This is a genomic window from Streptococcus urinalis 2285-97, assembly GCF_000188055.2.
GTDB classification, from domain to species: Bacteria; Bacillota; Bacilli; order Lactobacillales; family Streptococcaceae; genus Streptococcus; species Streptococcus urinalis.
Window position 1 is genome coordinate 1,597,121 of sequence record NZ_AEUZ02000001.1, and the last position, 25,079, is coordinate 1,622,199.

The 25,079-nt window shown below is 33.1% G+C and carries 25 protein-coding genes, 1 tRNA gene and 3 pseudogenes; 4 read left to right on the forward strand and 25 right to left on the reverse strand.

Annotated features, from left to right (window positions below; genetic code table 11):
* Nucleotides 1-57: 57 nt before the first annotated feature.
* The 3 genes from STRUR_RS08150 to STRUR_RS08160 all read right to left on the reverse strand — a co-directional run bounded on the left by STRUR_RS08150 (nucleotide 58) and on the right by STRUR_RS08160 (nucleotide 3,687).
* The gene (locus STRUR_RS08150; protein WP_006740213.1) at nucleotides 58-1,293 is read right to left on the reverse strand and encodes an aminoacyltransferase; all 1,236 of its coding nucleotides are present in this window, start codon (nucleotides 1,291-1,293) and stop codon (nucleotides 58-60) included.
* Between the two features lie 96 nt (nucleotides 1,294-1,389).
* Complete coding sequence (gene metG / locus STRUR_RS08155) at nucleotides 1,390-3,402, reverse strand: methionine--tRNA ligase (protein ID WP_006738460.1); 2,013 nt, start codon at nucleotides 3,400-3,402, stop codon at nucleotides 1,390-1,392.
* 195 nt (nucleotides 3,403-3,597) lie between these two features.
* Nucleotides 3,598-3,687 (reverse strand) — tRNA-Ser (locus STRUR_RS08160).
* Between the two features lie 155 nt (nucleotides 3,688-3,842).
* On the opposite strand from STRUR_RS08160, the gene tehB reads away from it, so the two are divergent.
* The 3 genes from tehB (at nucleotide 3,843) to STRUR_RS08175 (ending at nucleotide 6,330) form a co-directional block, all read left to right on the forward strand.
* Entirely contained in the window at nucleotides 3,843-4,712 is an 870-nt protein-coding gene (tehB, locus tag STRUR_RS08165; RefSeq protein ID WP_196792589.1) for an SAM-dependent methyltransferase TehB, read from the forward strand.
* Between the two features lie 103 nt (nucleotides 4,713-4,815).
* Nucleotides 4,816-5,649 (forward strand): exodeoxyribonuclease III, encoded by an 834-nt coding sequence (locus STRUR_RS08170; protein WP_006739890.1) that lies wholly within the window; start codon nucleotides 4,816-4,818, stop codon nucleotides 5,647-5,649.
* 18 nt (nucleotides 5,650-5,667) lie between these two features.
* A complete protein-coding gene (locus STRUR_RS08175; RefSeq protein WP_006740278.1) occupies nucleotides 5,668-6,330 on the forward strand; it encodes a DNA alkylation repair protein in 663 nt (220 codons plus the stop codon).
* 26 nt (nucleotides 6,331-6,356) lie between these two features.
* On the opposite strand, the gene STRUR_RS08180 is transcribed toward STRUR_RS08175, so the two are convergent.
* The 5 genes and pseudogenes from STRUR_RS08180 to serC form a co-directional block, all read right to left on the reverse strand.
* Nucleotides 6,357-6,713 carry an arsenate reductase family protein gene (locus STRUR_RS08180; protein WP_006738874.1) on the reverse strand — a complete coding sequence of 119 codons (357 nt, stop codon included), beginning with the start codon at nucleotides 6,711-6,713 and terminating at the stop codon, nucleotides 6,357-6,359.
* Entirely contained in the window at nucleotides 6,697-7,200 is a 504-nt protein-coding gene (locus tag STRUR_RS08185; RefSeq protein ID WP_006739614.1) for a methylated-DNA--[protein]-cysteine S-methyltransferase, read from the reverse strand. Before STRUR_RS08185 ends, STRUR_RS08180 begins: the two co-directional genes overlap by 17 nt.
* Nucleotides 7,201-7,251: 51 nt before the next feature.
* A complete protein-coding gene (locus STRUR_RS08190; RefSeq protein WP_006739801.1) occupies nucleotides 7,252-8,427 on the reverse strand; it encodes a 3-phosphoglycerate dehydrogenase family protein in 1,176 nt (391 codons plus the stop codon).
* Nucleotides 8,428-8,473: 46 nt separating this feature from the next.
* On the reverse strand, nucleotides 8,474-9,013 hold the full coding sequence (locus STRUR_RS08195) for a GNAT family N-acetyltransferase (RefSeq protein ID WP_006739342.1): 540 nt from the start codon (nucleotides 9,011-9,013) through the stop codon (nucleotides 8,474-8,476).
* 9 nt (nucleotides 9,014-9,022) lie between these two features.
* Nucleotides 9,023-10,114, reverse strand: a pseudogene (serC, locus tag STRUR_RS08200) (3-phosphoserine/phosphohydroxythreonine transaminase).
* A 124-nt stretch (nucleotides 10,115-10,238) separates the two neighbouring features.
* Here serC and STRUR_RS08205 point away from each other — a divergent pair.
* A complete protein-coding gene (locus tag STRUR_RS08205; RefSeq protein ID WP_006738872.1) occupies nucleotides 10,239-10,871 on the forward strand; it encodes a copper homeostasis protein CutC in 633 nt (210 codons plus the stop codon).
* A 27-nt stretch (nucleotides 10,872-10,898) separates the two neighbouring features.
* On the opposite strand, the gene rsmI is transcribed toward STRUR_RS08205, so the two are convergent.
* The 17 genes and pseudogenes from rsmI to STRUR_RS08295 all read right to left on the reverse strand — a co-directional run bounded on the left by rsmI (nucleotide 10,899) and on the right by STRUR_RS08295 (nucleotide 25,036).
* Nucleotides 10,899-11,771, reverse strand: a complete 873-nt coding sequence (gene rsmI, locus STRUR_RS08210; protein WP_006739726.1) for a 16S rRNA (cytidine(1402)-2'-O)-methyltransferase — start codon at nucleotides 11,769-11,771, stop codon at nucleotides 10,899-10,901.
* Nucleotides 11,772-11,774: 3 nt separating this feature from the next.
* Complete coding sequence (gene yabA / locus STRUR_RS08215) at nucleotides 11,775-12,083, reverse strand: DNA replication initiation control protein YabA (RefSeq protein ID WP_406874641.1); 309 nt, start codon at nucleotides 12,081-12,083, stop codon at nucleotides 11,775-11,777.
* 88 nt (nucleotides 12,084-12,171) lie between these two features.
* A complete protein-coding gene (locus tag STRUR_RS08220; RefSeq protein ID WP_196792588.1) occupies nucleotides 12,172-13,044 on the reverse strand; it encodes a DNA polymerase III subunit delta' in 873 nt (290 codons plus the stop codon).
* Between the two features lie 3 nt (nucleotides 13,045-13,047).
* On the reverse strand, nucleotides 13,048-13,692 hold the full coding sequence (gene tmk, locus STRUR_RS08225) for a dTMP kinase (protein ID WP_006739355.1): 645 nt from the start codon (nucleotides 13,690-13,692) through the stop codon (nucleotides 13,048-13,050).
* Between the two features lie 92 nt (nucleotides 13,693-13,784).
* Nucleotides 13,785-14,444, reverse strand: coding sequence for a CBS domain-containing protein (locus tag STRUR_RS08230; RefSeq protein ID WP_006739671.1), 660 nt, complete (start codon nucleotides 14,442-14,444; stop codon nucleotides 13,785-13,787).
* Nucleotides 14,445-14,467: 23 nt separating this feature from the next.
* Entirely contained in the window at nucleotides 14,468-15,178 is a 711-nt protein-coding gene (locus STRUR_RS08235) for an ABC transporter ATP-binding protein (RefSeq protein ID WP_006740276.1), read from the reverse strand.
* Between the two features lie 2 nt (nucleotides 15,179-15,180).
* Complete coding sequence (locus tag STRUR_RS08240) at nucleotides 15,181-15,942, reverse strand: ABC transporter ATP-binding protein (protein ID WP_006739567.1); 762 nt, start codon at nucleotides 15,940-15,942, stop codon at nucleotides 15,181-15,183.
* Nucleotides 15,943-16,896, reverse strand: coding sequence for a branched-chain amino acid ABC transporter permease (locus tag STRUR_RS08245; protein WP_006740171.1), 954 nt, complete (start codon nucleotides 16,894-16,896; stop codon nucleotides 15,943-15,945).
* A 3-nt stretch (nucleotides 16,897-16,899) separates the two neighbouring features.
* Nucleotides 16,900-17,769 (reverse strand): branched-chain amino acid ABC transporter permease, encoded by an 870-nt coding sequence (locus tag STRUR_RS08250; protein WP_006740055.1) that lies wholly within the window; start codon nucleotides 17,767-17,769, stop codon nucleotides 16,900-16,902.
* 66 nt (nucleotides 17,770-17,835) lie between these two features.
* On the reverse strand, nucleotides 17,836-19,002 hold the full coding sequence (locus STRUR_RS08255; protein ID WP_006738514.1) for an ABC transporter substrate-binding protein: 1,167 nt from the start codon (nucleotides 19,000-19,002) through the stop codon (nucleotides 17,836-17,838).
* Nucleotides 19,003-19,153: 151 nt separating this feature from the next.
* A complete protein-coding gene (locus STRUR_RS08260) occupies nucleotides 19,154-19,402 on the reverse strand; it encodes a DUF2129 domain-containing protein (protein ID WP_006739380.1) in 249 nt (82 codons plus the stop codon).
* 114 nt (nucleotides 19,403-19,516) lie between these two features.
* Entirely contained in the window at nucleotides 19,517-20,152 is a 636-nt protein-coding gene (locus STRUR_RS08265) for a hypothetical protein (RefSeq protein ID WP_006739846.1), read from the reverse strand.
* A 291-nt stretch (nucleotides 20,153-20,443) separates the two neighbouring features.
* Entirely contained in the window at nucleotides 20,444-21,241 is a 798-nt protein-coding gene (locus STRUR_RS08270; RefSeq protein WP_006739760.1) for a hypothetical protein, read from the reverse strand.
* A gap of 124 nt (nucleotides 21,242-21,365) precedes the next feature.
* On the reverse strand, nucleotides 21,366-21,956 hold the full coding sequence (locus STRUR_RS08275; protein ID WP_006738636.1) for an ATP-dependent Clp protease proteolytic subunit: 591 nt from the start codon (nucleotides 21,954-21,956) through the stop codon (nucleotides 21,366-21,368).
* A gap of 100 nt (nucleotides 21,957-22,056) precedes the next feature.
* Entirely contained in the window at nucleotides 22,057-22,686 is a 630-nt protein-coding gene (gene upp / locus STRUR_RS08280; RefSeq protein WP_006739076.1) for a uracil phosphoribosyltransferase, read from the reverse strand.
* Nucleotides 22,687-22,755: 69 nt separating this feature from the next.
* A pseudogene (locus STRUR_RS11355) lies at nucleotides 22,756-23,931 on the reverse strand (MalY/PatB family protein).
* Nucleotides 23,932-23,941: 10 nt separating this feature from the next.
* Nucleotides 23,942-25,036, reverse strand: a pseudogene (locus STRUR_RS08295) (cystathionine gamma-synthase).
* Nucleotides 25,037-25,079: the final 43 nt, after the last annotated feature.

Below are 25,079 nucleotides of genomic sequence, written 5' to 3' on the forward strand. Positions count from 1 at the left end.
CTCGCCAAACATTGTTTTTAGTATAACAAAAAAAGAGCAAAAATGCTCTTAATTCAACTAGAATCTTCTTAATAGTCTTTTAACGGTTTGAATGGCTTTATATTTTAATGGTGATGGGTAATATCTAAATTTACCTGGTTTTTCAACAACATAACCATTAAAATTCTGTTTAAATCTCAATACCCCATCTGAACCATCAAAAACACCTTGAATCCCTAAGAAATTATAAAAAGGGATACCTTTTTCCAATGCTTTTGTCATGACACGTTCTTGCAACACGACTGGTGCATAAAATCTATTGAATTCCGTATAAGAACCGCTAAAAAGATACACTGCTTCATGAGGTGTGTAGATAAACAAGCTTCCAGCCATGACAACATCTTCTTCACCATGTTTATCTATCATATCATTTGCTTCAGAAATTCTGGTCTCAAAGGTTGATAATTGCTTTTCTAATTGCGCTTTTTGTTTATTTACTTTAGCTGAATTAACACCTTGTGCAATTTTTTCATTTAGCTGGTTTAATTCAGTCACAATTTCATGTTTACTTTGATTCAAATGACTTAAATAATCTTTTAAATGAATACTTGCTACAACAAATTCACAGTTATCCTCAAAACTATCGTAAAAATCTTCATAGTAATCAAGTGATTTATCAGAATAATCTCTTCGTTCTGATGTTGAAGATGTGATTTCTTTAAACAGTGATAATTCTTCACGCTTTAATTGACGAATTTGAATTCCAAATGATGAAGCTTTATTAGCTAAAGGACGTCCTTTTTTACTATAAGATTTACGTAACGTTTCTGATGTTAATCCAGATAAATCTTTTACATAATGCCAATTAGGCTCCCCACCTGGATAACCAGTTTGTAGTCCATCGTGGTGATAACCTAATTTTTTCATCATTTCAATAAAGTCATCATCTTGATCATCATTGGGATTACCATTAGTATCAAAGGTTTGATAATTATTATCTGGTTTGATAATCAATTCGAGTGCCTTATTGGATTTAGCATAGGATTTTAAACTTTCAAAAAATGGTTTAAGAAAGGCTTTGTCTTTGAATGCTGGACCTGTGTTCATCTCCATATGCAAACCACCTGTCATGGCCTTACTGTATAAAAAACCAGCAACTTTTACTTCATTATCAACTTGATAGCCTAAGTATGTAATCTCAAAACCTCTTTTTTCCAAAAGACTTGCCATCTGAGTCGTTTGAGTGAAGGATACTTCTTTAAATGTAGATAAGGAGGATGCATAATCCTCTTTACTTAATTGTATTAATGTCATTTTATTTCCTTATTGATTAAATTCAGCATTAATATTATAACAAATTAATAGTTTGTAAGATAGAAAAAAGGAGTCAAATAAAACTCCTTTCTTAAATTAACCAATTATTGAACCATTTGGTATGGATTGATCAACTGTTAAAACGTTTAATTTACCATCAAATTCAGCTGACAAAATCATCCCTTGACTAATGTATTTTTTCATCATTTTACGTGGTTTTAAATTTGCAACAATTTGTAATTTTTGACCAACTAACTCTTGTTCATTAGGATAAAATTTAGCAATTCCAGATAAGATTTGGCGATCATCAGAATCTCCAGCATCTAATTTAAAGCATAATAATTTATCAGAACCTTCTACTTTTGAAACAGCTTTTACTTCAGCAACTCTAATTTCTGCTGCATCAAATGTTTCAAATTTAATTTCTTCTTTTGAAGAAGTTAGTGTGACATTTTCTGGAAGCCACTCTTCTTTGGAATCACTCACTTGGTTTTTTGAACCACTTTCCATTTGTGATTTGATATATTGTATTTCTTCATCCATATCTAATCTTGGGAATATTGGTTTTCCTTTGGTGACTACGGTTATGTCATTAGGTAGTCCAGCTAATGATAGATTTTCAAGATCAAATTGACCTTTTAATCCTAATTGTTCCATGATGGCATTTGATGTTGACATCATGAAAGGTTGTATTAAATGAGCAACAACACGTAAACTTGCTACTAAATGTGACATGACAGATTCTAATTCTTCTAGACGAGAGTCATCTTTTGCCAAGACCCAAGGTGTCGTTTCATCAATATATTTATTTGTTCGTGAAATGATTGTCCACACTGCCTCAAGAGCTCGTGGGTAATCAACGGCATCCATTTGTTTATAGTATTCATTGATATTTGCTTCAACAGTTTGCGCTAATTCTTGATCAAAGTCTGTTACATTTTCTTTATATGCTGGTACTTTTCCATCAAAATATTTATTAACCATTGCTACAGTTCGGTTTAAAAGATTTCCCAAATCATTAGCAAGTTCATAATTGATGCGACCAACGTAATCTTCTGGTGTAAAAGTTCCATCAGAACCTACCGGCAATGAACGCATGAGATAATATCTAAGTGGATCTAGTCCAAAACGTTCTACAAGCATTTCTGGGTAAACAACATTCCCTTTTGATTTAGACATCTTGCCATCTTTCATCACAAACCAACCATGTGCAATAAGTCTTTCAGGTAATTTCATATCTAACATCATTAGCATGATTGGCCAGTATATTGAATGGAAGCGAAGAATATCTTTTCCTACTATATGGAATACTGTTCCATTCCAAAACTTATCAAAATTGGCATCATTTTCTTGTCCGTAGCCAAGTGCAGTCGCGTAATTAAGTAGTGCATCAATCCATACATAGACAACATGTTTTGGATTTGATGGTACTTTAACACCCCAAGTAAAAGATGTTCTTGACACTGCTAAATCTTCTAGACCAGGTTCAATGAAATTTTTTACAATTTCATTCATACGACCATCAGGTTGAATGAATTCTGGATGTTCATTAAAGAAAGCGACCAAACGGTCTGCGTACTTCCCTAAGCGTAAGAAATAAGACTCTTCTGAAACCCACTCAACTTCATGTCCAGATGGTGCAATACCACCTGTAACATTACCAGATTCATCACGAAAAACTTCATCTAATTGACTTTCAGTGAAAAATTCTTCGTCAGATACAGAGTACCAACCTGAGTATTCCCCAAGGTAAATATCATCTTGCGCTAATAGTTTTTCAAATACTTGTGCCACGACTTCTTCATGGTAGTTATCTGTAGTTCTAATAAATTTATCGTATGAAATGTCTAATAATGACCATAGCTCTTTTACTTCTTTAGCCATTTCATCAACATAGGCTTGTGGCGAAATCCCAGCTTCTTCAGCTTTTGTTTGAATTTTTTGACCATGTTCGTCAAGTCCTGTTAAGTAAAAGACATCATGATTCATCATACGTTTATATCTTGCCAACACATCACAGGCAATCGTTGTGTAAGCTGAACCAATATGTAACTTTCCAGATGGATAGTAAATAGGAGTTGTAATATAGAATGGTTTTTTAGTAGACATAAAATTCCTTTCGGGGCTAATGAAACCCATATTTTTTATCGTCGTTCACTATGAAGGATAGTTAACTTGATATTAGTAACAATTGACATTATACCACATTCTCTTTTATAAATGACAGGCTAATTCAATTTAACAATTCACTTACCATTTTAGATTAACAAAAAAAGAGTCGCTAAAGCGACCCTTTCTTTTTTAAGGAGGATGTGGGATTCGAACCCACGCACGCTTTTACACGCCTGACGGTTTTCAAGACCGTTCCCTTCAGCCGGACTTGGGTAATCCTCCAAAACTAAAAGTAGTTTATCACAAGATGAATAATATAGCAACCATCATAGACTATTTTATAAAATATATTACTTAACTAGGTAATTTTCTTGAAATATGATACTATTTTTATATAAGTCACATAAAACTAAAAGTTATGGCGAGGAAAATAAATGATAGTTTCATCCAAGCAACTCATTCCTTATAAAATGCTTCCAATTTGGACTAAAGAAAGTTTACCAAGTGCTGTTCAACAAAAGCATAATACTAAAGAGGGCACTTGGGCAAAGTTAACCATAATATCAGGAAAACTAAGTTTTTTAACCTTAAATTCTGAAGGTGATATCCTACACACTGATGTCTTCACACCAGAAACAGAAACACCTTTTATTGGTCATGATATTTGGCACAGAATTGTTCCTGAAAGTGATGATTTAGAATGTTTTTTAACCTTCTATTGCTTAAGAGAAGACTATTTTGAAAAGAAATATCAGATTGGCCGAACACACTCAGAAGTACTTGAGATGACACCTCTTCTGACGACATCGAGCCAGATATTAGACCTCGGTTCTGGCCCTGGACGAAATTCTCTATATCTTTCTTTACTTGGACATGATGTCGTTTCTGTTGACCTCAATCATGATAGTCTTGAAAAATTAGAACATATTGCTCTAAATGAAGATTTACCCTATGCTGTCAGAACTTATGATATCAATCAAGCCAATTTACATGGTCAATATGATGCTATTATTTCAACTGTTGTGATGATGTTCCTAAATGCAGATAAGATTCCAGCTATTATTTCAAATATGAAAAATCAAACCAAAAAAAATGGGCTGAATTTAATTGTTTGTGCTATGGATACTGAAAAATACCCATGTCACATGCCATTTTCATTTACCTTTAAAGAAGGTGAGCTTAAAGACTATTATCAAGACTGGGACATTATTAAATACAACGAAAATTTAGGTCATCTTCATAGACTTGATGAAAACGGGGAGCCTATTGCTTTACAATTTGCAACCTTACTAGCTCGAAAAAAATAAAAGGAGATCGTTGATCTTCTTTTATAACAACTTTAAATACGACAAATTAGCATGTCAAACTATTTTTTGTTACAATGAGAAAAAAACGAAGAAAGTGATTCATATGAAATTAATCTCTTGGAATATTGATTCCCTAAATGCGGCGCTAACAGCCGAATCTCCACGTGCACTACTTTCACGTGCAGTCATAGAAACCATTGCAAAAGAAAATGCTGATGTCATTGCTATTCAAGAAACAAAATTATCTGCTAACGGACCTACCAAAAAACATTTAGAAGTTCTTCTTTCATACTTCCCTGATTATAGTAATGTATGGCGTTCTTCTGTAGAACCTGCCAGAAAAGGTTATGCCGGTACAATGTTCTTATACAAAAAAGAGCTTGAACCAAAAATAACCTTCCCAGAAATTAAAGCACCAACAACAATGGATGCTGAAGGTCGTATTATTACACTTGAATTTGACAATGTTTTCATCACACAAGTCTACACTCCAAATGCTGGAGATGGGCTTAAAAGATTGGCAGATAGACAAATTTGGGACGAAAAATACAAAGAGTATCTTATTTCTCTAGACAAACAAAAACCTGTTTTAGCAACTGGTGACTACAATGTCGCCCATAAAGAAATTGATCTCGCAAACCCTGCTAGTAACCGCCGTTCAGCAGGATTTACCGATGAAGAAAGACAAGGCTTCACTAGTCTTCTTGAAGGAGGATTCACTGATAGCTTTAGATATGTTCATGGAGATGTCCCTAATGTCTATTCATGGTGGGCTCAACGTAGCAAAACAAGTAAGATTAATAACACAGGATGGCGTATTGATTACTGGTTGACTTCTAATCGTGTCAGCGAGTTAATTACAAAATCAGAAATGATACATTCTGGAGATCGTCAGGATCACACTCCTATTTTACTTGAAATAAATCTTGAGTTTTAATCTGATTAGAACAAATATATGAACGAACATCTATTTACATTATTAGAAAAGCGTTTTGAAAATGTTTCAGATGCTGATAAAGCTAAACAAATGTCTGCTTACATGAGGAATCTTTTCTCTTTTTATGGTATCAAAACACCTGAACGTAGACTAATTTACAAAGATATTATAAAAGAAGCCAAAAAGTCTAAAATCATTGATTGGCAACTTTTAGATAAAGCTTGGCAGAGTCCAAAACGTGAAATGCATTATTTTGTATGTGATTACCTTAAAGGTTGTCAAAAACTATTGATCTATGAAGATATTCCACACCTATTGTCTTTTGCCAAAACAAATCAATGGTGGGATACTATTGACCATTTCGACCGTATTCTAGGTCGAATCAATGATCCAAGAATTAAAGAATTTATGATTGATTTGTCTCATTCTGATGATTTTTGGTTACGACGGATAGCAATTGACCATCAATTAGGTGCAAAAGACAAAACAGATACTGAACTTCTAGCACTAATTATCTGTCAAAATTTTGGAAGTCAAGAATTTTTTATTAATAAAGCAATAGGATGGAGCTTGAGAGATTATTCAAAGACAAATCCTGAATGGGTCAGGAATTTTATCAAGGAGCACAAATCTCAATTAGCACCACTTAGTATAAGAGAAGCCAGTAAATATCTAAACTAAAAAAAGAAGGGTTATACCTTCTTTTTTTAAGATTCAAATAAAGTCTGATAAGATTTCCTAGCACCAATTTGCACTAATGTTCCATCTTTAATCAAAAGTGGTCGTTTGATTAACATACCGTCTTTTGATAACATGTCAGCAGCTTGATCAATAGTCAAACTATCTATTTTATCTTTTAGTCCAAGTGATTTATAACGATTACCACTCGTGTTAAAAAAATTTTTGAGCGTAAAATCGCCTTGATTCATCCAGGTTTTCAAAAGTTCATCTTTTGGTGGATTTGTTTTTATATCAATTGTTTCAAAGTTTGAAACATACTGTTTCAGTTCTTTTTTTGCTCTTTGGCAAGTACTGCATTTCGGATACTCATAAAAAGTAATCATCTTTTTTCTCCTCTTTTTCATGATTTAGAAGCCATTTTTTACAATCCACACCAGCTACATAACCTGTAAGTTCCCCATTTTTCCCAAGAACTCTATGACAAGGAATGACAATAGCAATGGGATTTCTTCCAATTGCTCCTCCAACTGCCTGAGCAGATTGACAATTCATTTTTTTTGCTAACTCCCCATAGGTGGTCGTATGACCAAAAGAAATATCTTTTAGAGCATACCAAACCTTTTCTTGAAAAGGGGTCCCCTTAGGCTTTATAGAAATGTTTTTTAGGGTTCTGTCATCACCAAGAAAATAATCATCTAAAGCTAATTTAACCACTTTATGAATCGCTGTTTCATCTTCAACAAGATCACTATTTTCAAAGCCTTTTTCATAATATTTTTGATCATGAAAGTATAACCCACAAAGTGAGCTATCATCACATATGATTGATATTTGCCCAAGTGGGGATTTATAATAAGATTTATAATACATAAATTCATTATAATAAAAATGTTATGAATTGCAATCCATAACATTTTTTCGTTATTTTTTGATTAACCGAACACGTACAATATTATCACTGTCTTCAAATTGCTTTACCAAAGCTTCAATTTTAGAAAAATCATCTTCATCCAAATCTAATAATGTATAGGCAAAATTACCTTTTGAACGATTGATGATATTATCAATATTAATACCCAAATCTGAAACAGCTGTTGATATTTTCGCTACAATATTAGGAACATTTTTATTGATTAATGTGATTCGGTAAGGCGCAGTTTGTATTTGATGAACGTTTGGAAAATTAACAGCATTGGTAATTTCACCAGTTTCTAAAAAGCGTTTGATTGTTTGAGTTGCCATAATAGCACAATTCAATTCCGCTTCTTGGGTTGAACCTCCAACATGTGGAAATACAGTAACGTGGTCTTTATTGAGCAAATCTTCTGTCCCAAAATCAGTGATGTAACGTTTGACAACATCAGTCTCTATAGCATCAAATAATGCCGTGTTGTCAACTAATTCAGCACGCGCAAAATTAATGATGGTTGTTCCTTTAGTCATATCTTTAAAAGCATCCTTATTAAAGATTTCTTTTATATCGTCTGTTAAAGTAACGTGAATTGTAATGTAATCACATGACTCAAAGATTGTCTTTATATCCGCAACACGTTTGACATGACTTGAAATATTCCAAGCTGTTTCAATTGAGACATATGGATCATAGCCATACACTTTCATACCTAGTCGATAAGCATCATTAGCAATACGTGCGCCGATAGCTCCAAGTCCAATAACACCAAGTGTTTTTCCACTTATTTTATTACCTGCAAACTGTTTTTTTCCAGCTTCAATTTGTTTTGGAATGTCTTGACCAGACAATTGATTTGTCCATTGATTTGCAGAAATGTAATCTCTTGCCGAGAGTAAAATAGCAGCTAAAACAGCTTCTTTAACGGCATTTGCATTCGCCCCGGGTGTATTAAAAACGACAATCCCTTGCTCAGTTGCAGACGCAATTGGAATATTATTGGTTCCTGCACCTGCTCTAGCAATTGCTTTTAATGCAGGTGGGAAAGTAACATCATGTAAATTTTGACTGCGTATAATATAAGCATCGGGATTTTCAGCTAAAGAGCCATCAATTTGAAAATGATTTCCTAATTCTTTTAAGCCAACTTGATTAATATTGTTATAAGTTTTTACGCTAAATACCATTTTTCATAACTGTTATATCATATAACAGTACCTTTCATATCCTTTTTTAGTAAGTATTTTCAGGGACTTCTTGATAAGTAGCATTTTCAAATGATTGCTTTTGTTTTTGATAAGCAAGACGGACACCAGATAAAGGTACTTTACCACAATACACAAAACCAAGTTTTGATAATAATGTTTGCATCCCTTTGTTAAGTTCATGTGTATCACATCTAAAATCATCAAAGTCCAGACTTTCTATCAAACCTTGTAAAAAGGTTAGTGCAATATGCTTACCTTGCCACTTTTGTGAAACAGCTATTCTATGAAAAGTTAGGTATTCTTTATTACCTGTTTGCCACTTCCCATCATAAATATGATTATAAGCTTCTTCATTACCAAAAATAGCAGCACAGTAAGCAACAATTGTTTCTTCAACAATGGCAACATAGCCTTGGCCTTTTAAGATATCTTCTTCAATGACTTGAGCATTAGGATAACCATCTTGCCATTGGTCACTGCCATAGGCTGCAATAGTCTGTCTAGCTTCTTCAATAATTTCCATTATCTGGTTAATTTCATTTGGAAATGCTAATCTTATTTCCATTGTAGTCTCCTATTTGTTTTTAGATTCAAATGATTGCATAAAATTAATGAGATCAAGGACACCTTGTCTTGGAAAGGCATTGTATAAGCTTGCTCTCATACCACCGACACTTCTATGTCCTTTGATATTTTTGAAGCCATGTTGGTCTGCTTCCTCAACAAATTTAATATCTAATTCCTTTGAAGGCGTTACAAATGGAATATTTGCAAGAGAACGATCTTTGAGGTCGACAACTGGATTTGAATAAAAGTCAGATTGATCAATATAATCATAAAGTAAATGAGATTTCTCACGATTATAGTCTTCCATTTTATCTAGACCACCAAGTTCTTTAACCCACTCAAAGACTAATTTTGCAATATAAATACTATATGCAGGTGGTGTATTGTAAAGAGACTGCGCATCAGCTTGAATCTTATAATCTAGCATACTTGATAAAGTGGGTTCTTGATTTAACAAATCATCTCTAATAATAACAACTGTAACACCTGCAGGACCAATGTTCTTTTGAGCACCAGCATAAATCATGCCAAATTGTTCAACTTGATACCTTACCGCTAAAATATTTGAAGACATATCAGCTACAATAGGTACCCCATTAGTATCTGGTAAATCATAAATTGCTGTTCCTTCAATAGTGTTATTCGTCGTTATATGCACATAAGCAGCTTCTGGATCTATCTGAGAAGCTTCAAATTTTGGTATGTGATTAAAGTGATTTTCTTCAGATGAAGCTAATAGAATAGGTTCAAATGAAACTGTTTTAGATAACTTTACAGCTTCTGTATAGGCTTTTTTACCTCAAGAACCTGCAACGCAATAATAAGCTTTTTTTCCTTTTGCAAGGTTTAGTGGTATCATCGTAAATTGAGTTGAAGCACCGCCTTGTAAAAATAAAACTTTATAATTATTAGGGATAGCCATCAATTCTCTTAATAATGATTCAGCAGATTTTATAATATCATCAAAAGCTTTGGATCGGTGCGACATTTCTAGTACACTCATGCCAGTTGATTGGTAATCAAGTAATTCACTTTGTGCCTGTAATAGCACAGGTTTTGGCAATACTGCAGGACCTGCAGAGAAATTATAAATTGTCATATCAACACCTCCGTATAATTATAGAGATTATACAAGATATTATTCTTTTTGTAAAGAATTTTCAGGTAATTCAGTCAATCAAATTCGTTTTTCATGTTACAATAGATTTAATAAAGGAGACAATATGTTTATCAAAGAATTTTGTGCTGAAAACTTAACCGAACTTTTTTCCCTAACTTCTGAAAAAGTTCAACGTGTGGAACTATGTGATAACTTAGCTGTTGGTGGAACCACACCTTCTTACGGTGTTATTAAAGAAGCAGCACGACACTTACATGAAAAGAATATCACCGTGGCAACTATGATTAGACCCCGTGGTGGCAATTTTGTTTATAATGATCTTGAATTAAGAGTTATGGAAGAAGATATCCTTCAAGCTGTGGAACTTGAAACTGATTACCTTGTACTAGGCTTACTAACGAAAGAAAATTTACTAGATCATGATGGTATTCAATTTTTATTACCAGCTACTAAAGGATTGCCTTTAGTCTTTCACATGGCATTTGATTCTATTCCAAAAACTCATCAAAAAGAAGCAATTGATGAATTGATTGAATACGGATTTACGCGTATTCTATTGCATGGATCAGATGAAAAAAATGACATTTTTAATAACATTGATCATTTAAATGACCTTATTAATTATGCAGATGGTCGCATTGAACTCATGCTTGGTGGTGGCGTAACTGCTGAAAATTGTAATGATTTAGTAAAAAAAACAAAAGTTACTGCTGTTCATGGCACTAAAATAAACTAAAAAAGATTGTGAAAAACACAATCTTTTTTAGTTTATGTCATGAAAGATAGTATACACATCTTGTCTGTTAAGTTTATAGTTTTTTGCAACTTGCTTAATTGCTTGATTTGGTTTTAGACCCTGATCAATCAAATCACTGACCAAATCTTTTATGTCTATTTCTGATAATAATTCTTTGTCATCAACTTCTTGTTTTGTAAATCCCTCAACAATAATAAGGCATTCACCTTTCAGAGTATTTTCATGCAGATAAGTAATCAGTTCTGAAATGGAGCCTCTTTGATACTCTTCGAAGACTTTCGTTAATTCCCTAACCAAACATATTTGACGATCACCGTAAACTGAGATCATATTTTCTAAAGTGTCTAGAACTCTAAATGGTGATTCATAGAAAATCTGTGTTTCTTCATAATGTTTCTTTGACGTAAAAAAATCTATTTGTTGTCCTTTTTTTCGTGGCAAAAAACCATAAAAAATATGTGGCTGTGGCATAATACCACTGGCAATTAAACCTGTAATGCCAGCTGATGCTCCTGGTAATGCGACTACAGAAATAGCTTCTTTAACTGCTTCTTTCACTAAATCTTGTCCAGGATCTGAAATAGAGGGCATTCCTGCATCTGATACTTGTGCTAAATCAAATCCTTGCTTTAACAAATCTATTAAATCTGGAATCTTACTTTTTGAATTGTGTTCATGAAAACTAATTTGTTTTGTTTTAATATCAAAATGTTTGAGTAATATACCTGTATTTCTAGTATCTTCAGCACAAATAAAATCAACTGACTTTAATGTCTCAACACTTCTAAAAGTCATGTCCTGAAGATTCCCAATTGGAGTAGGTATTAAATAGAGACAACCACTTGTCTTTTCGTCTTTAAAGCTTTTTTGGATTTGCATGATTTACTTTCTATCTAATAATTCCCTGCAGAATATACAGTCTTCATCGTTCTCACGGCGTTGCCCATAAAAATCGTTGCAAATATGAAAACCTTCGTCATAGATGCCCTCTAAGTGAACCTTACCCTGACCCGGTGAGACCTTAACATGATTTTCATGATCATGACGACTAAGTCGATCTCTTAATTTCATGTTTTCAAGTCGAAGTGTCGTATTTTCCTCTACTAAAGATTGCACTTGTTTTTTTAATGCTTCAATGTCTGCTAAAGTAACTAATAAATTTTGAGATAAACCATCAAATGCATCAAACATATCTCTTTTATCCAAAGGTCTCAACCTCCTTTTTATTTTATAGGGTAGCTTCTAAATTAATTGATTGAAAATCATACTGATATAATAGTCAAGATAAAATCATATATTCAAGTGCATTTTGAAAACTCACATAGTTCATCCACATTTGTTGAGCATTGTAAATTTTTTCTATCCAAATCAAATCTTCGTTTCCTTCTATCTGCTTAGAAAAAATAATCATTAAAATCTGAAACACCATTTCTTGTTCAAACTTATCTGTTGCTTGTTGAACTAGTTTTGAAATTTCTAAGTATGCTTGATCTGAGTCTCTTTTTAGAAGTGCTACCCATTTTTGACAAGTTTGAATTAATTGTGATGCCTTTGAATCTAATTTTTTTTCTAAATCTTTAGGATCTTTAGAGATTTCAACTAAAATATCAGCTTGAGTTTTTAAAAGTCCTTTTTGTAATGCATATTCAAGTAAGACTGATCTGTTTTTGGGGAAATGAAAAACTTGTGTTCTACTTTTTATTGTTGGAAGAACTTTATTGTCATCACTTGTCAATAAAAAAATATAAGACTGACTTTGAGGTTCTTCGATGTATTTTAAGAGACTGTTGGCAGCATTGATATGCATTTTGTCACAATCACGTATAATAAAAACTTGTTTCTCACCCTCAAGTCCAGTTTTTGTGAAGTCTTTCATGACTTCTTTGATAACTTCAGTTTTAATAATTTGTCCTGAAGGTTCAATTATTTTTAAATCAGGAAACTCCCCTTTATCAATAAGCCTACACACTCGACAAGTCTGACACGGTAAATCATTAAGTTTGGACTGACAAAAAATGCTTTTAGCAATATATATAGCCATATCTAAACTAGCAAAATCACCTGAGAAAAGATAAGCATGATTTAAGCGTCCAGATTGGATAATATTAGTAAATGTCTCAAAAAGCTTTGGTTGTAGTTCTTGAATCGTCATCATCTAAATTTTATTACTTTCTAAATAGGGAAGTAATATATCAAGAACATCTTGAATGACCTGTTCAAAAGGTTTCGTAGCATCAATTTTCTTTATCCGTTGACTTTCTTTTTGAGCAAGTTCTTGATAACCTTCTCTAACTTTTTGGTGCATTTCTAATTTTTCAAGGTCAAGACGATTCACTTCTCTATCATCACTTAACGAAATCCGTTTTAAACCAATTTCTGAGGGAACATCAAAGAAAAAAGTTAAATCAGGTTTTCGATTATCAGTAGCATATTGATTTAACCAATTAATTGCTTCAACATCTAAACCTCTACCAAATCCTTGGTAAGCAACTGAACTATCAATAAAACGATCCATGAAGACTAATTGTCCTTTATCTAATGCTGGAAATACTTTTTCCACCATATGCTGACGTCTAGCTGCGATATAAAGTAAGAGTTCTGTCTTGTCATCCATTTGTGTGTGATGAATATCTAAAATAATATCTCTAATTTTTTCAGAGATTTGAACACCACCAGGTTCTCGACTGATAACAATATCTTGTTTCTGATGTTGTGAAATAATTGGGATTATGGCTTCTAAAACACTTGTCTTTCCTGCACCATCTGGCCCCTCAAAGGTAATCAATTTCCCTAAACGCATCGTTACTTCCAAACTTTTTTTTAATATATACTTCTTTATTTTACCAAAAATTCACTAAAAAAACACGACTAAATCTCTTTAGTCATGTTCTTTTATAAGTCTGCTTTTGCTTCTGTTTGTTCTATAGATTCTACTAAGATATGTTCTTGTTCAAGTTTTTCTCTTAACTGTTTTGGTTCAACTTTACCATCCAATTGAATCTCGATAACAACCTTACCTGTTTTTCGAGTTGCGACAACTGTTCTATAAATATTGACATTTTCTTTAGAAATAATATCTGCGACTTTTGCTAAGACCCCTATGGTGTCTTCTGTTTCAACGATAACACGTGTCCCTTCTTCACCATATCCAGAAACTTGTAAAAAGACTTTAAAAACATCTCTATCAGTGATAATACCATAGACTTGGTCATTTTCAACTACTGGTAAAACACCAACTTTATGTTTCATCATTTTATAGATAGCATCTTCTAATCGAGCATAAGGTGAAATGGTGATAACTTCACGAATCATAATATTTCTAATTTTCGTTTTATTGAGAAGATAATTCATTTCATAAATCGAAAGTCTAGTTGCTTTTGATGGTGTTGCATCCGCCATTGTTCCTTCAGTAACTAGACCAACCAAATGATCATTTTCAACTACTGGTAACCGTCTTAATCCTTGATCTCTCATAATATCAGCCGCATGTGCAACACTAGTTTCCGGTGAAACATAAACAACCTTTTTAGTCATAAAATCTTTTACTGCCATTTTGACTCCTTTTACAAGACTTTTTAACCACCTAAATAAGCTTTACGAACTTCATCTGAAGCTAGTAAGTCACTACCACTACCAGATAAAACAATTTTACCAGTCTCAAGAACATAACCTCTATCAGCTATAGATAAGGCCTTATTCGCATTTTGTTCAATCAGCAAAACCGTAGTGCCTTGTTTTTGAATGTCTTGAATAATATCAAAAATCTCCTGAATGAAAATAGGCGCTAGACCCATTGAAGGCTCATCCAGCAAAAGTAATTTTGGTTTACTCATTAAGGCGCGTCTCATTGCCAGCATTTGCTGTTCTCCGCCTGATAAAGTTGCAGCACCTTGATTTTTACGTTCTTCAAGTCTTGGGAAACGACTAAAAATATGAGATAACATTTTTTGATTCTCATCTCTATCTTTTTGTAAAAATGCTCCCATTTCAAGATTTTCTAATACTGATAAGCCTGAAAAAACATGTCGTCCTTCGAGAACTTGAGATAAGCCTTTTGAAACAATTTTCCTCGCAGGTACTTTTTGAATCTCCTGATCTAAAAAGGAAATAGTTCCACTACTTGGTTTAACTAAGCCAGAAATTGTTCTAAGAATTGACGTTTTTCCAGCACCATTTGCACCAATAAGCGTAACAACTTCACCTTGATTAACTTCAAACGAAACGTTTCGGACAGCCTCTATGGCACCATAAGAAATGGATAAATTTTCAACTTTTAACATACTCATCCCTACTCACCTCCAAGATAGGCTTCAATTACACGTTTATTCGTTTTAATTTCTTTTGGAGTCCCATGCGCAATGAGACGACCATACTCAAGAACGTAAATACGCTCTGTTACTTCCATAACAAGACTCATATCATGCTCAATTAGAATAACTGTGATGCCAAAATCTTCTTTAATTTGACGAATTAGTGCTGTCAATTCTGCTGTTTCTTGCGGATTCATTCCAGCTGCTGGCTCATCTAAAAAGAGAATTTTGGGTTCTGTAGCAAGTGCACGAACAATCTCTAAACGACGCTGCTTTCCATAAGGTAAATTTTTGACCAAAGTATCTGCATATTGATCAAGATCAAAGATTTTTAAAAGTTCTAGAGCTTTTTTTACAAGTTCATCTTCACTTTTATAATGATTCGGTAACCTAAGTAAGCTTGAAAAAACATGCATTTTATGATGATTATTCATGCCTAACAAAACATTATCTAACACTGACATTGATTTGAAAAGGCGAATGTTTTGGAATGTTCTAGAAAGTCCTAGTGCAGCAATTTTATAAGGTGATTTTCCATTTAAAACTGTTCCATCTAGAGTAATCGTTCCTTCCGTAGGAACATAAACACCAGTTAAAAGATTGAAAAGAGTTGTTTTACCTGCACCATTTGGTCCGATAAGTCCAACTAATTCACCAGGATTCAACTCCATAGTGACATCACCAACTGCTGTTAGTCCACCAAAATTTTTGGTTACATTTTTGACTTCAAGAAGTGCCATTTAGTTGACCTCCTTTGTTTTTTTCTCAAATAATTTACTTAATGATAATTCTTTTGTTCCTAACAAGCCACCTGGTTTAAATACCATCACTAAAATCAATGCTAATGAATAGATTATCATACGCACTTCTGAGAAGTTTTGAAGGTACATATTTAGACCACCCAGTACGAGTGCAGCAACAATCGTACCAGTCATTGATCCTAAACCACCTAATACTGCAATAATGAGATAATCAATTGAGCGCATGATGGTAAAATCCTTTGGCACGACAGTCCCAATATAGCCAACATAGAGTGATCCTGCAACACTTGCTGTCATCCCTGCAAAAGCAAAAGTTGCTACCTTAATAACAGTTGTATTCACTCCCATTGATTCTGCGGCAATTTCATCTTCACGAATTGAAATAACTTGTCTACCGACTGGACTATTTAAGAAATTTAACATCATAATAGCAATAAAAACAACAAATGCATATACGACAGGCCAGGTTGTATATTGAAGGACACCTGTTAATCCTGCTGCTCCATTTGTTAAATCACCACCATTTACAATCGCTATACGAATAATTTCAGCAATTCCAAGGGTTGCAATTGCAAGATAGTCTCCTTTTAATCTTAGGGTTGGAAAACCAACAATAATTGCAATAATACCTGCAATCAAAATACCTAGTACCATGGACACATAAAATCCTAAATAAGTTGGCATAGCTTTAGTAACAATTGCTGTAGAATAGGCACCAATTGCCATAAAACCAGCTTGTCCAAGAGGAAATTGTCCAGAATAGCCTAGAACTAGGTTTGTCCCCATTGCCATAATAATAGAAATACCAATTCCCATCAGTATTTGAACATAATAAGGTCCAAGGATTCCTTTTCCAATTAGTAAGTTAAGGACTAAGAAAATGGCAACAATGATAACCAACCAAGATAAGATGGATTTACTATTTTTTTTCATCTCTTATACCTTTTCCTTCACATTTTTTCCAAGAAGTCCAGCTGGTCTAATTAGTAGGATAATAATTAAAACAGCATATACGACAATATCACGGTAACTTGAAAGTCCAATAGCAACTGAGAATGTTTCCAGCAAACCAATCAAGAAACCACCCAAGGCAGCACCAGGTATAATTCCAATACCTCCTAATACTGCGGCAATGAATGCTTTAATCCCTGGTGTCATTCCCATTAATGGATTTATTGAATTATAATAAAGTCCGATGAGGACGCCACCATCTCCTGCCAAAGCAGATCCTAAAGCAAATGTAAAACTAATTGTTGAGTTGACATTTATTCCCATTAATTCTGCTGCGTCACTATCAACAGAAACAGCACGCATGGCTTTTCCCATTTTTGTTTGCTTAACAATAAATTGAAGCGCAAGCATTAATAAAATTGAAATAACCAAAATAATCAACTGAACATTTGTCACTGTAACTGGACCAAGACTATATTTAACAACTTTCAAAGCTTGTGGAAAAGATCTCGCATCAGCTCCTACAAAAAATACCATTGTATATTCCAGCAAAAATGATACCCCAATTGCGGTAATTAATGCTGCAATTCTAGTAGAGTGCCTTAGAGGACGATAAGCTAAAAATTCAATCACAACACCGAGAGTTGCTGTAATTACCATTGTTAAAACTAATGTCACAAAGAAATTTAAATGCAGGGTATTAATCATATAATAACCAATAAATGCCCCCATCATATAGATATCTCCATGGGCAAAGTTAATTAATTTGATAATCCCATAAACCATTGTGTATCCTAACGCTAGTAAAGCATAAACACTTCCTAGGATTAGACCATTTACAAGTTGTTGGATCATATATACTCCCAATCTTTATACATAATAATATGGGGAAACTTAGCTTCCCCATATTGCCATTCCCTATTAGTCAGCTTCTACTGGTGTTGTTGATGATTCAGAACCATTTGTTAAACCAACAATAGAGACAGATTTAACAGGGTTATGTTTTTTATCAATTGTCATTGTACCAGTTACGCCTTTAAAGTTTTTGATATTTGCTAGATTTTCAGAAATATCAGCAGATGTTTTTGCTTTTTCAGAAGCCTTAGCTGCCATATAAACAGAATCATAAGCTAAAGCTGCAAACATTGATGGTTCACTACCATATTTTGCTTTATAGTCTGAAGCAAATTTTGCGGCTTTTTTAGAGCATGATTTAGAGAAGCCTGAAATGTAATAAACATCATTTACATTTGATTTTCCTGCAAGTTCAACAAGTTTATCATCGGCAAATCCATCAGGTCCTAAGATTGGAGCTGTAATTCCCATTTCACGTGCTTGTTTAATAATAGTTCCAGCTTCTTGATAGTAACCTGGCATAACAATAGCATCATAATCTTTATCTTTAAATTTTGTTAAAGCAGATTGAAAATCTGTATCACCTGATTGGAAAGTTGCTTCAGTAACAATGTCACCTTTGTAGACTTTCTTAAAGCGTTTTGCAATTCCTTTTGCATAATCACTTGAGTTATCATAGAAAAGGACAACTTTTTTCGCTTTTAGGTTTTCTGTTGCATATTTTGACAAAACATCACCTTGATAACTATCGACGAAGATGGTACGGAAAACATCTTTTCTTGTTTTACCGTCACTTGTCAGTGTCAAATCATCTTGTGTAGCAGAAGGTGTAATTAATGGAACACCAGCTGATGAAGCATTTGGTGCTGCTGCAGTCGCACCTGATGTTGCTGGTCCTACAATAACATTAACTTTACTTTCAGTTGCAAGACTTGTTGTAACAGAAGAAGCTTCAGAATTGTCAGATTTGTTATCTTTTGTAACAACTTTTAATTTTTTACCATTAACGCCACCATCTTTATTGATTTCGTTAATTGCGAGTTGAGCACCATTTTTCTCAGCATTACCGTAAGCAGAAACGGCACCGGTTAATTCTAAATTAATCCCTACTTTTATGGTGTCGCCAACTTTAGTACCAGAAGAATTACTTGATCCTGTTGGTGCTGAACTACATGCAGCAAGTGTTACTGCACTAAAAAGTGAAACTGTTGCTAATAGAAAACGTTTATTCATCTTTTTCTCTCCCAAAACTCTTATTGATATGTTTATTAGAATACAGAATTATCTGAAAATTGTCGATACTTTTTTTAATTTTTTTCTTTATTCTAAATTTTTCTACTTTTTTAGAACTAAAAATAAAAAAAGTAGCTTTTTAAGCTACTTTTTATCTGGTTAAAATACCTACAAAATCCTGGTCGATATCTTCAAAATAAGACGGTTTTACAGCTTTTACAAATTTTAATTTGGCAATTTCATCAGCTGTTTCTTGTAAATGATCTTCATTTAGATATAAAAGAATATACCTCATTTTTCTTGAATGATAATGAAAATCACCGTATTTTTGAAGCTTTCTGGCATCACGATTATAATAAAGGTAGACGATTAAACCTACCCGTTTTGTCTTTTCAAACATTTTTTCTCTCTCTCTTGTTTCTGTCTCTTTTTACTAGAAAATTTCCATTTTAGAAATGGTTTTATTAATATAAATTATATCATACTATTGAAAGACACACATCACAAAAAACAGTTAGCCTTTCTGATATCTTAAAATACATGAAAGTAAAACAACCATCAAACTCATATAGCCTGCAAATATTAAGATAGTTGGGCTTTCTTCACCTGTACTTGGAAACTTAGAAGTTGTTTTTTTCTCAATACTTGAACTACTTAGCAGTTCAGAATTAGGATTAGATTTAGATTGATTGGAAGAATTTAAACGAGATGACATTTGTGAAGATGATGGCCTTGTACTTGACATACTAGATTGCGTTTCTTCACTAGATAATGAAACAGACGATGATGTTGAACTGGTATTTATCTCAAAAGATGTGGTAGGAATAAAGATACCAATCCCACTTGCTGTAAAGGTAGAAACCGATCCGTCTGTGTGATAAGTCACATAAAGACTACTTCCATCATTTTTTTGATAGGTTACAACAACATTTCCAGATGCATCTTGTTTGCGCGAAATTTCTTTACCATAATCAGATGAATTTGATATGGATGGTTGCGTTTGATTACTTGAACTACTTACCTGAGATGAAATAGTTGTCGTTTGGGTAACACTAGGACTCAAACTTGTATCAGCATAAACACCTTGATGTGTAAAAATTGCTAAGCTAAGAAATAGACTTATTTTTATAACTAAAGATCTATTAGACATGTCTGAGTCCTTTTTATTTTTATTATACCACTCAAGTTAAATTGTTCAATATTTCTAATTATTTAATGCCATCTCTTTTGCATTTAACTGAATTTAAATGGATAACACTTAGCAATATAAAATTTTATTTGATTTACAGTTTTTGATTGAATTTTATTTAAAAATCCATTAGAATAATTACCAGATGAAAATTTTATTTTTCATTGTAAAACCTCGGTCATCGGAAACGATGACCTTTTTTTATCTTAAAAAAACAATTTAGATATCCTAAATTGTTTTTATTGTATCATTTTAATGACTCAAATGTCTTTTATGTTTTAATCCTCTAATCCCTTTTCCTACCATTGAGAATTGTTTCAGATTAGGGTTTACATTTAGATTGAATATTATATTGATAAACCAAATAAATGATAATAAAACGAAAATAGGGATCAAGCAAGTGGTTACAATTAATACTGCAACAGCATCAATCATTCTACTTAAAATAGTTTCGAATTTTTTACTAAGAGACACTGAAGTTGATGTTACTTTTTTCTTTAATTTTTCCCAGTAACTAGTTGATTTGTTTTTGGATTTTGTTATGTTTCCTGCTTCTGAATCTGCTTTGTCAACTGTTCTTTGAATTGATGTCTGATATTGATTTTCAATAGCATTTGATAACTTAACACTCGCTGGAACAATACCAAAGAGTAAAACTGAAAAAAGCGCTAATTTGACTGCAAGTTGCTTAAAAATGTGTGCTGGTTTAAATAAAAAAATAATAAACAATAACAGAGCACTTGGTATGAGATATTTGAATGCCATTATGCCAGTTAAGCCGATTAAAAATTTTTGAAGCCATATGGAAGCAACCACTATCAAAAGATAATCACTAATATCAGCTAAATTTTCAGCAATAGGTTGGCCTACATCGCCTGGAATCAAAGTAATTGCCGTAGAGGCTACTGCTGAAGCAGCTGACAATTTTAAAGCAGTCACTTTTGTCTTTTCAAGAGATTCTACTGTCTGCTCATTTAGATTTGTCACTGGTTTTGAAGTTGGCACTATCGTAAAACTAATGACAGCCAAAACAATAAGAACAATCGCCATTATCATTTTTTATACTTTGTAAAAACCATTATTAAAACTCCAATTTTTTATCTTATTATAGCAAAAACCTTAATGAAGCTTCAATACAAAAAAACCCTAGTGATAACTAGGGTAATCATAATGATTATTTTAATTCATTATTTTCCATAATTTCATCAATGAAACCATAAGTTAAGGTTTCTTCTGCACTCATCCAATAATCACGTTCAGCATCTTTATGAATTTGTTTTAAGGTACGTTTTGAATTATCAGCAAGAATTTTTTCTAAACGGTTACGTGTTTTCAATAAATGTTCAGCGGCAATAGCCATATCACTTTGTTGTGTACCACCACCTGTACCACCCATTGGTTGGTGAATCATGTATTCTGCATTAGGAAGCATGAATCGTTTTCCTTTTGTACCACTAGATGCAATGATAGTACCCATTGATGCGGCCATACCCATAACAATTGTTTGGACATCAGCTTTGATAAAATTCATAGTATCAACTATTGCTAAACCTGCTGAGACAGAGCCTCCTGGTGTATTCACATAGAGGTAAATATCTTTTGTACTATCTTGGGCATCTAAGAAAAGAAGTTGAGCAATAATAGAATTTGCCATATTATCTTCTACTTGTCCAGTCAACATGATAATGCGATCTTTTAACAGGCGAGAATAGATATCATAAGAGCGTTCGCCACGACTAGTTTGTTCAATAACTACAGGAATCATAAAAATTCTCCATTCATACATTGTTCTTGATTGTCATTATAGACTATTGGTCAAAAAAGGTCAAATAAAAAACTCCAATTCGTCTGGAGTTTTTTATTAATTATTTTGTGCCAAACAATCTATCACCCGCATCACCAAGACCGGGAACGATATAACCATTTTCATTTAAATGATCATCTAAGGCTGCTGTATAAATGTCAATATCAGGATGTGCATCTTGTAATTTTTTAACACCTTCTGGAGCTGCAACCAGACAAACAAATTTAATATTTGTAGCACCACGTTTTTTAAGTGAATCAACACCTAGGATTGCAGAGCCACCTGTAGCAAGCATTGGGTCAACAAGAAAAATTTGACGTTGATCAATATCTTCTGGTAATTTTACAAGATATTCAACAGGTTCAAGTGTTTCTTCGTTACGATACATTCCAATATGACCAACTTTTGCAGCAGGTACTAAACTCAAAAGACCATCAACCATACCAATTCCAGCACGTAAAATAGGAACGATAGCTAATTTTTTACCTGCCAATTGTTTTTGAACAGTTTTGGCAACTGGCGTTTGAATTTCAACATCTTCTAATGGTAAGTCACGCGATACTTCATAACCCATCAACATAGCAATTTCATTGACTAACTCACGAAAATCTTTAGTTGAAGTGTCTTGACGTCTTAAGATAGACAACTTATGTTGGATCAATGGATGTGAAATAACTTGAAATTTTCCCATGTTTCAATACTTCCTTTATTATTATTTTATCCATTATATCAAAATTTCTTAAAAATAGCTTGGTAATTTTTACTTGATGTCAAGATTATTAAACGTCTTAGCTATTCTTTGACAAGCTTCTTTGACAGTATCATAAGGAGTCGCCACATTTAATCTAAAGAATAATTTACCTTCATTTCCAAAAGTAATGCCATTATTTAGAACAACTTTAGCTTCTTCTTTTAATAATTTATCAACTTTTGAAACATCCAGACCATAAGCAGAAAAATCTAGCCAAAGTAAATAAGTTCCTTGTGGTTTCATCACCTTTATGTTGGTTTCGGCATTTAAATAATCATAGACAAATTGACTGTTCTTTTCCAAAACTTTCTTTAGTTGATTTAACCATTCTTGACCTGATTCATAGGCAACTTGAGTCGTTATTAATCCTATAGTTGGTATTTCGTGTTGATTATTTTTAAGTTGTTGTCTTTTAAATGTGTCTCGTAGTTCTTTATTTTCGATGATAGCAAAACTATTTTTTGTTCCTGCGATATTAAAAGTTTTTGTTGCTGACGATAATACTAATGAAAAGTGTTTAAAGCTTTCATCTACAGTATTGAAAGAATGATGTTTATTGCCAAAGAGTGTCAAATCTTGATGAATTTCATCAGAGACTAAAATAATGTTATATTTTTGACAAAGTTCTCCTATTTTTTTTAATTCTGTTTCAGTCCAAACTCTAGAGCCCGGATTATGTGGATTACATAAAATGTATAGCTTTACATCATTTTCAACAATATCATTTTCCAGTTGTTCAAAATCAATCTGATATTGATTATCTTTATTGACTAAACTATTCGTTACAAGTTGACGATTATTTAATGAAATACTTCTAGCAAATGGTGGATAGACAGGTGTATTAATGAGAACAGCATCTCCTTAACGAGTATATGACTGAATGGCAATAGATAAAGCTGGAACGACACCTTCAATCAAAACGATATCTTCTTGTTTGATAAGGTATTGATGATTCGTTTTTTCCCAGTTAATAATAGCTTTATAGAGGTCATCACTAGGATAATTATAGCCAAAGATATGATTTTCACCATAATCAATAATTGCTTGTCTTAATTCAGGTAAGGGTTCAAAATCCATATCTGCTATCCATAGTTGTAATAAATCAGGGTCCTGTTCACTTGTTTTCCATTTAATGGAGTGTTGATTAAGTCTATTTGGTCTCGTCGTAAAATCATATTCTGTCATTAGGTTCCTCCTAAGCTTGTAATGCTTGTTTTAAATCATTAATTAAGTCATCTACATCTTCAATCCCTACAGACAATCTCAATAAATCATCCGTCAAACCATAGGATTCTCTCATTTCTTTTGGAATATCAGCATGTGTTTGTGTCGCTGGGTATGTGATTAAACTTTCTACACCACCAAGACTTTCCGCAAATGAAATAATCTTAAGATGATTTAAAAATTCTGGAATATGCTCAATTTCTTTGATTTTAAAAGAAATCATTCCACCTTTTCCAGTATAAATGACATCATTAATAGCATCATTATTTTTCAAAAAGTCAACAATTTTCTGTGCATTAAAAGTGGCTCTTTCCATCCTTAATTTAAGTGTTTTTAATCCTCTTAGTACTAAGTAGGAATCAAAAGGTGACAGTGTCGCACCAGTTGTATTCAATTCATACAATAATGACTGATAAGTTTCTTCATTATTTGCTATGACCACACCAGCTAGGACATCATTGTGACCAGATAAATATTTGGTAGCTGAATGAATGACAATATCTGCCCCTAATGTGATAGGTTGTTGATAGACAGGACTATAAAAAGTATTATCGACAATGAGGACAGCACCATTGTGATGTGTGATTTCTACAATTTTTTTAATATCAAATTCGACCATCATAGGATTTGTAGGGGTTTCAAGATAAACTATATCTGTTTTTTCATCAATCTCAGACATTAATGTTTCTTGGTTTTGACAATAGGAAAAATAAAATTGTCCTTTATTTTCTTGGTCATTAAACCAACGATATTATTCACCATATAAATCACGCGCAGCAACCACTTTTGAACCCCGAGGAAAAATAGAAAATGCTAAGACAATTGCACTCATTCCAGAACTTGTTGCTAAAGCATAAGGAGCTGCTTCTATTTTTGCCAGTGTCTCCTCTAAGACAGATCGAGTTGGATTTTTTGTTCTTGTATAATCAAAACCAGTTGATTGACCAAATTGGGGATGTTGATAAGTTGTTGAAAAATGAATGGGCGTTACTAAAGCACCCGTTCTCTCATCAGATTTAATACCCGCTTGAGCTAAAAGTGTATCTAAATGTCTTTTATCTGTCATCTCTTGCCCTCAATTCTTTCTTTCCTGTTATTGTAGCACTTTT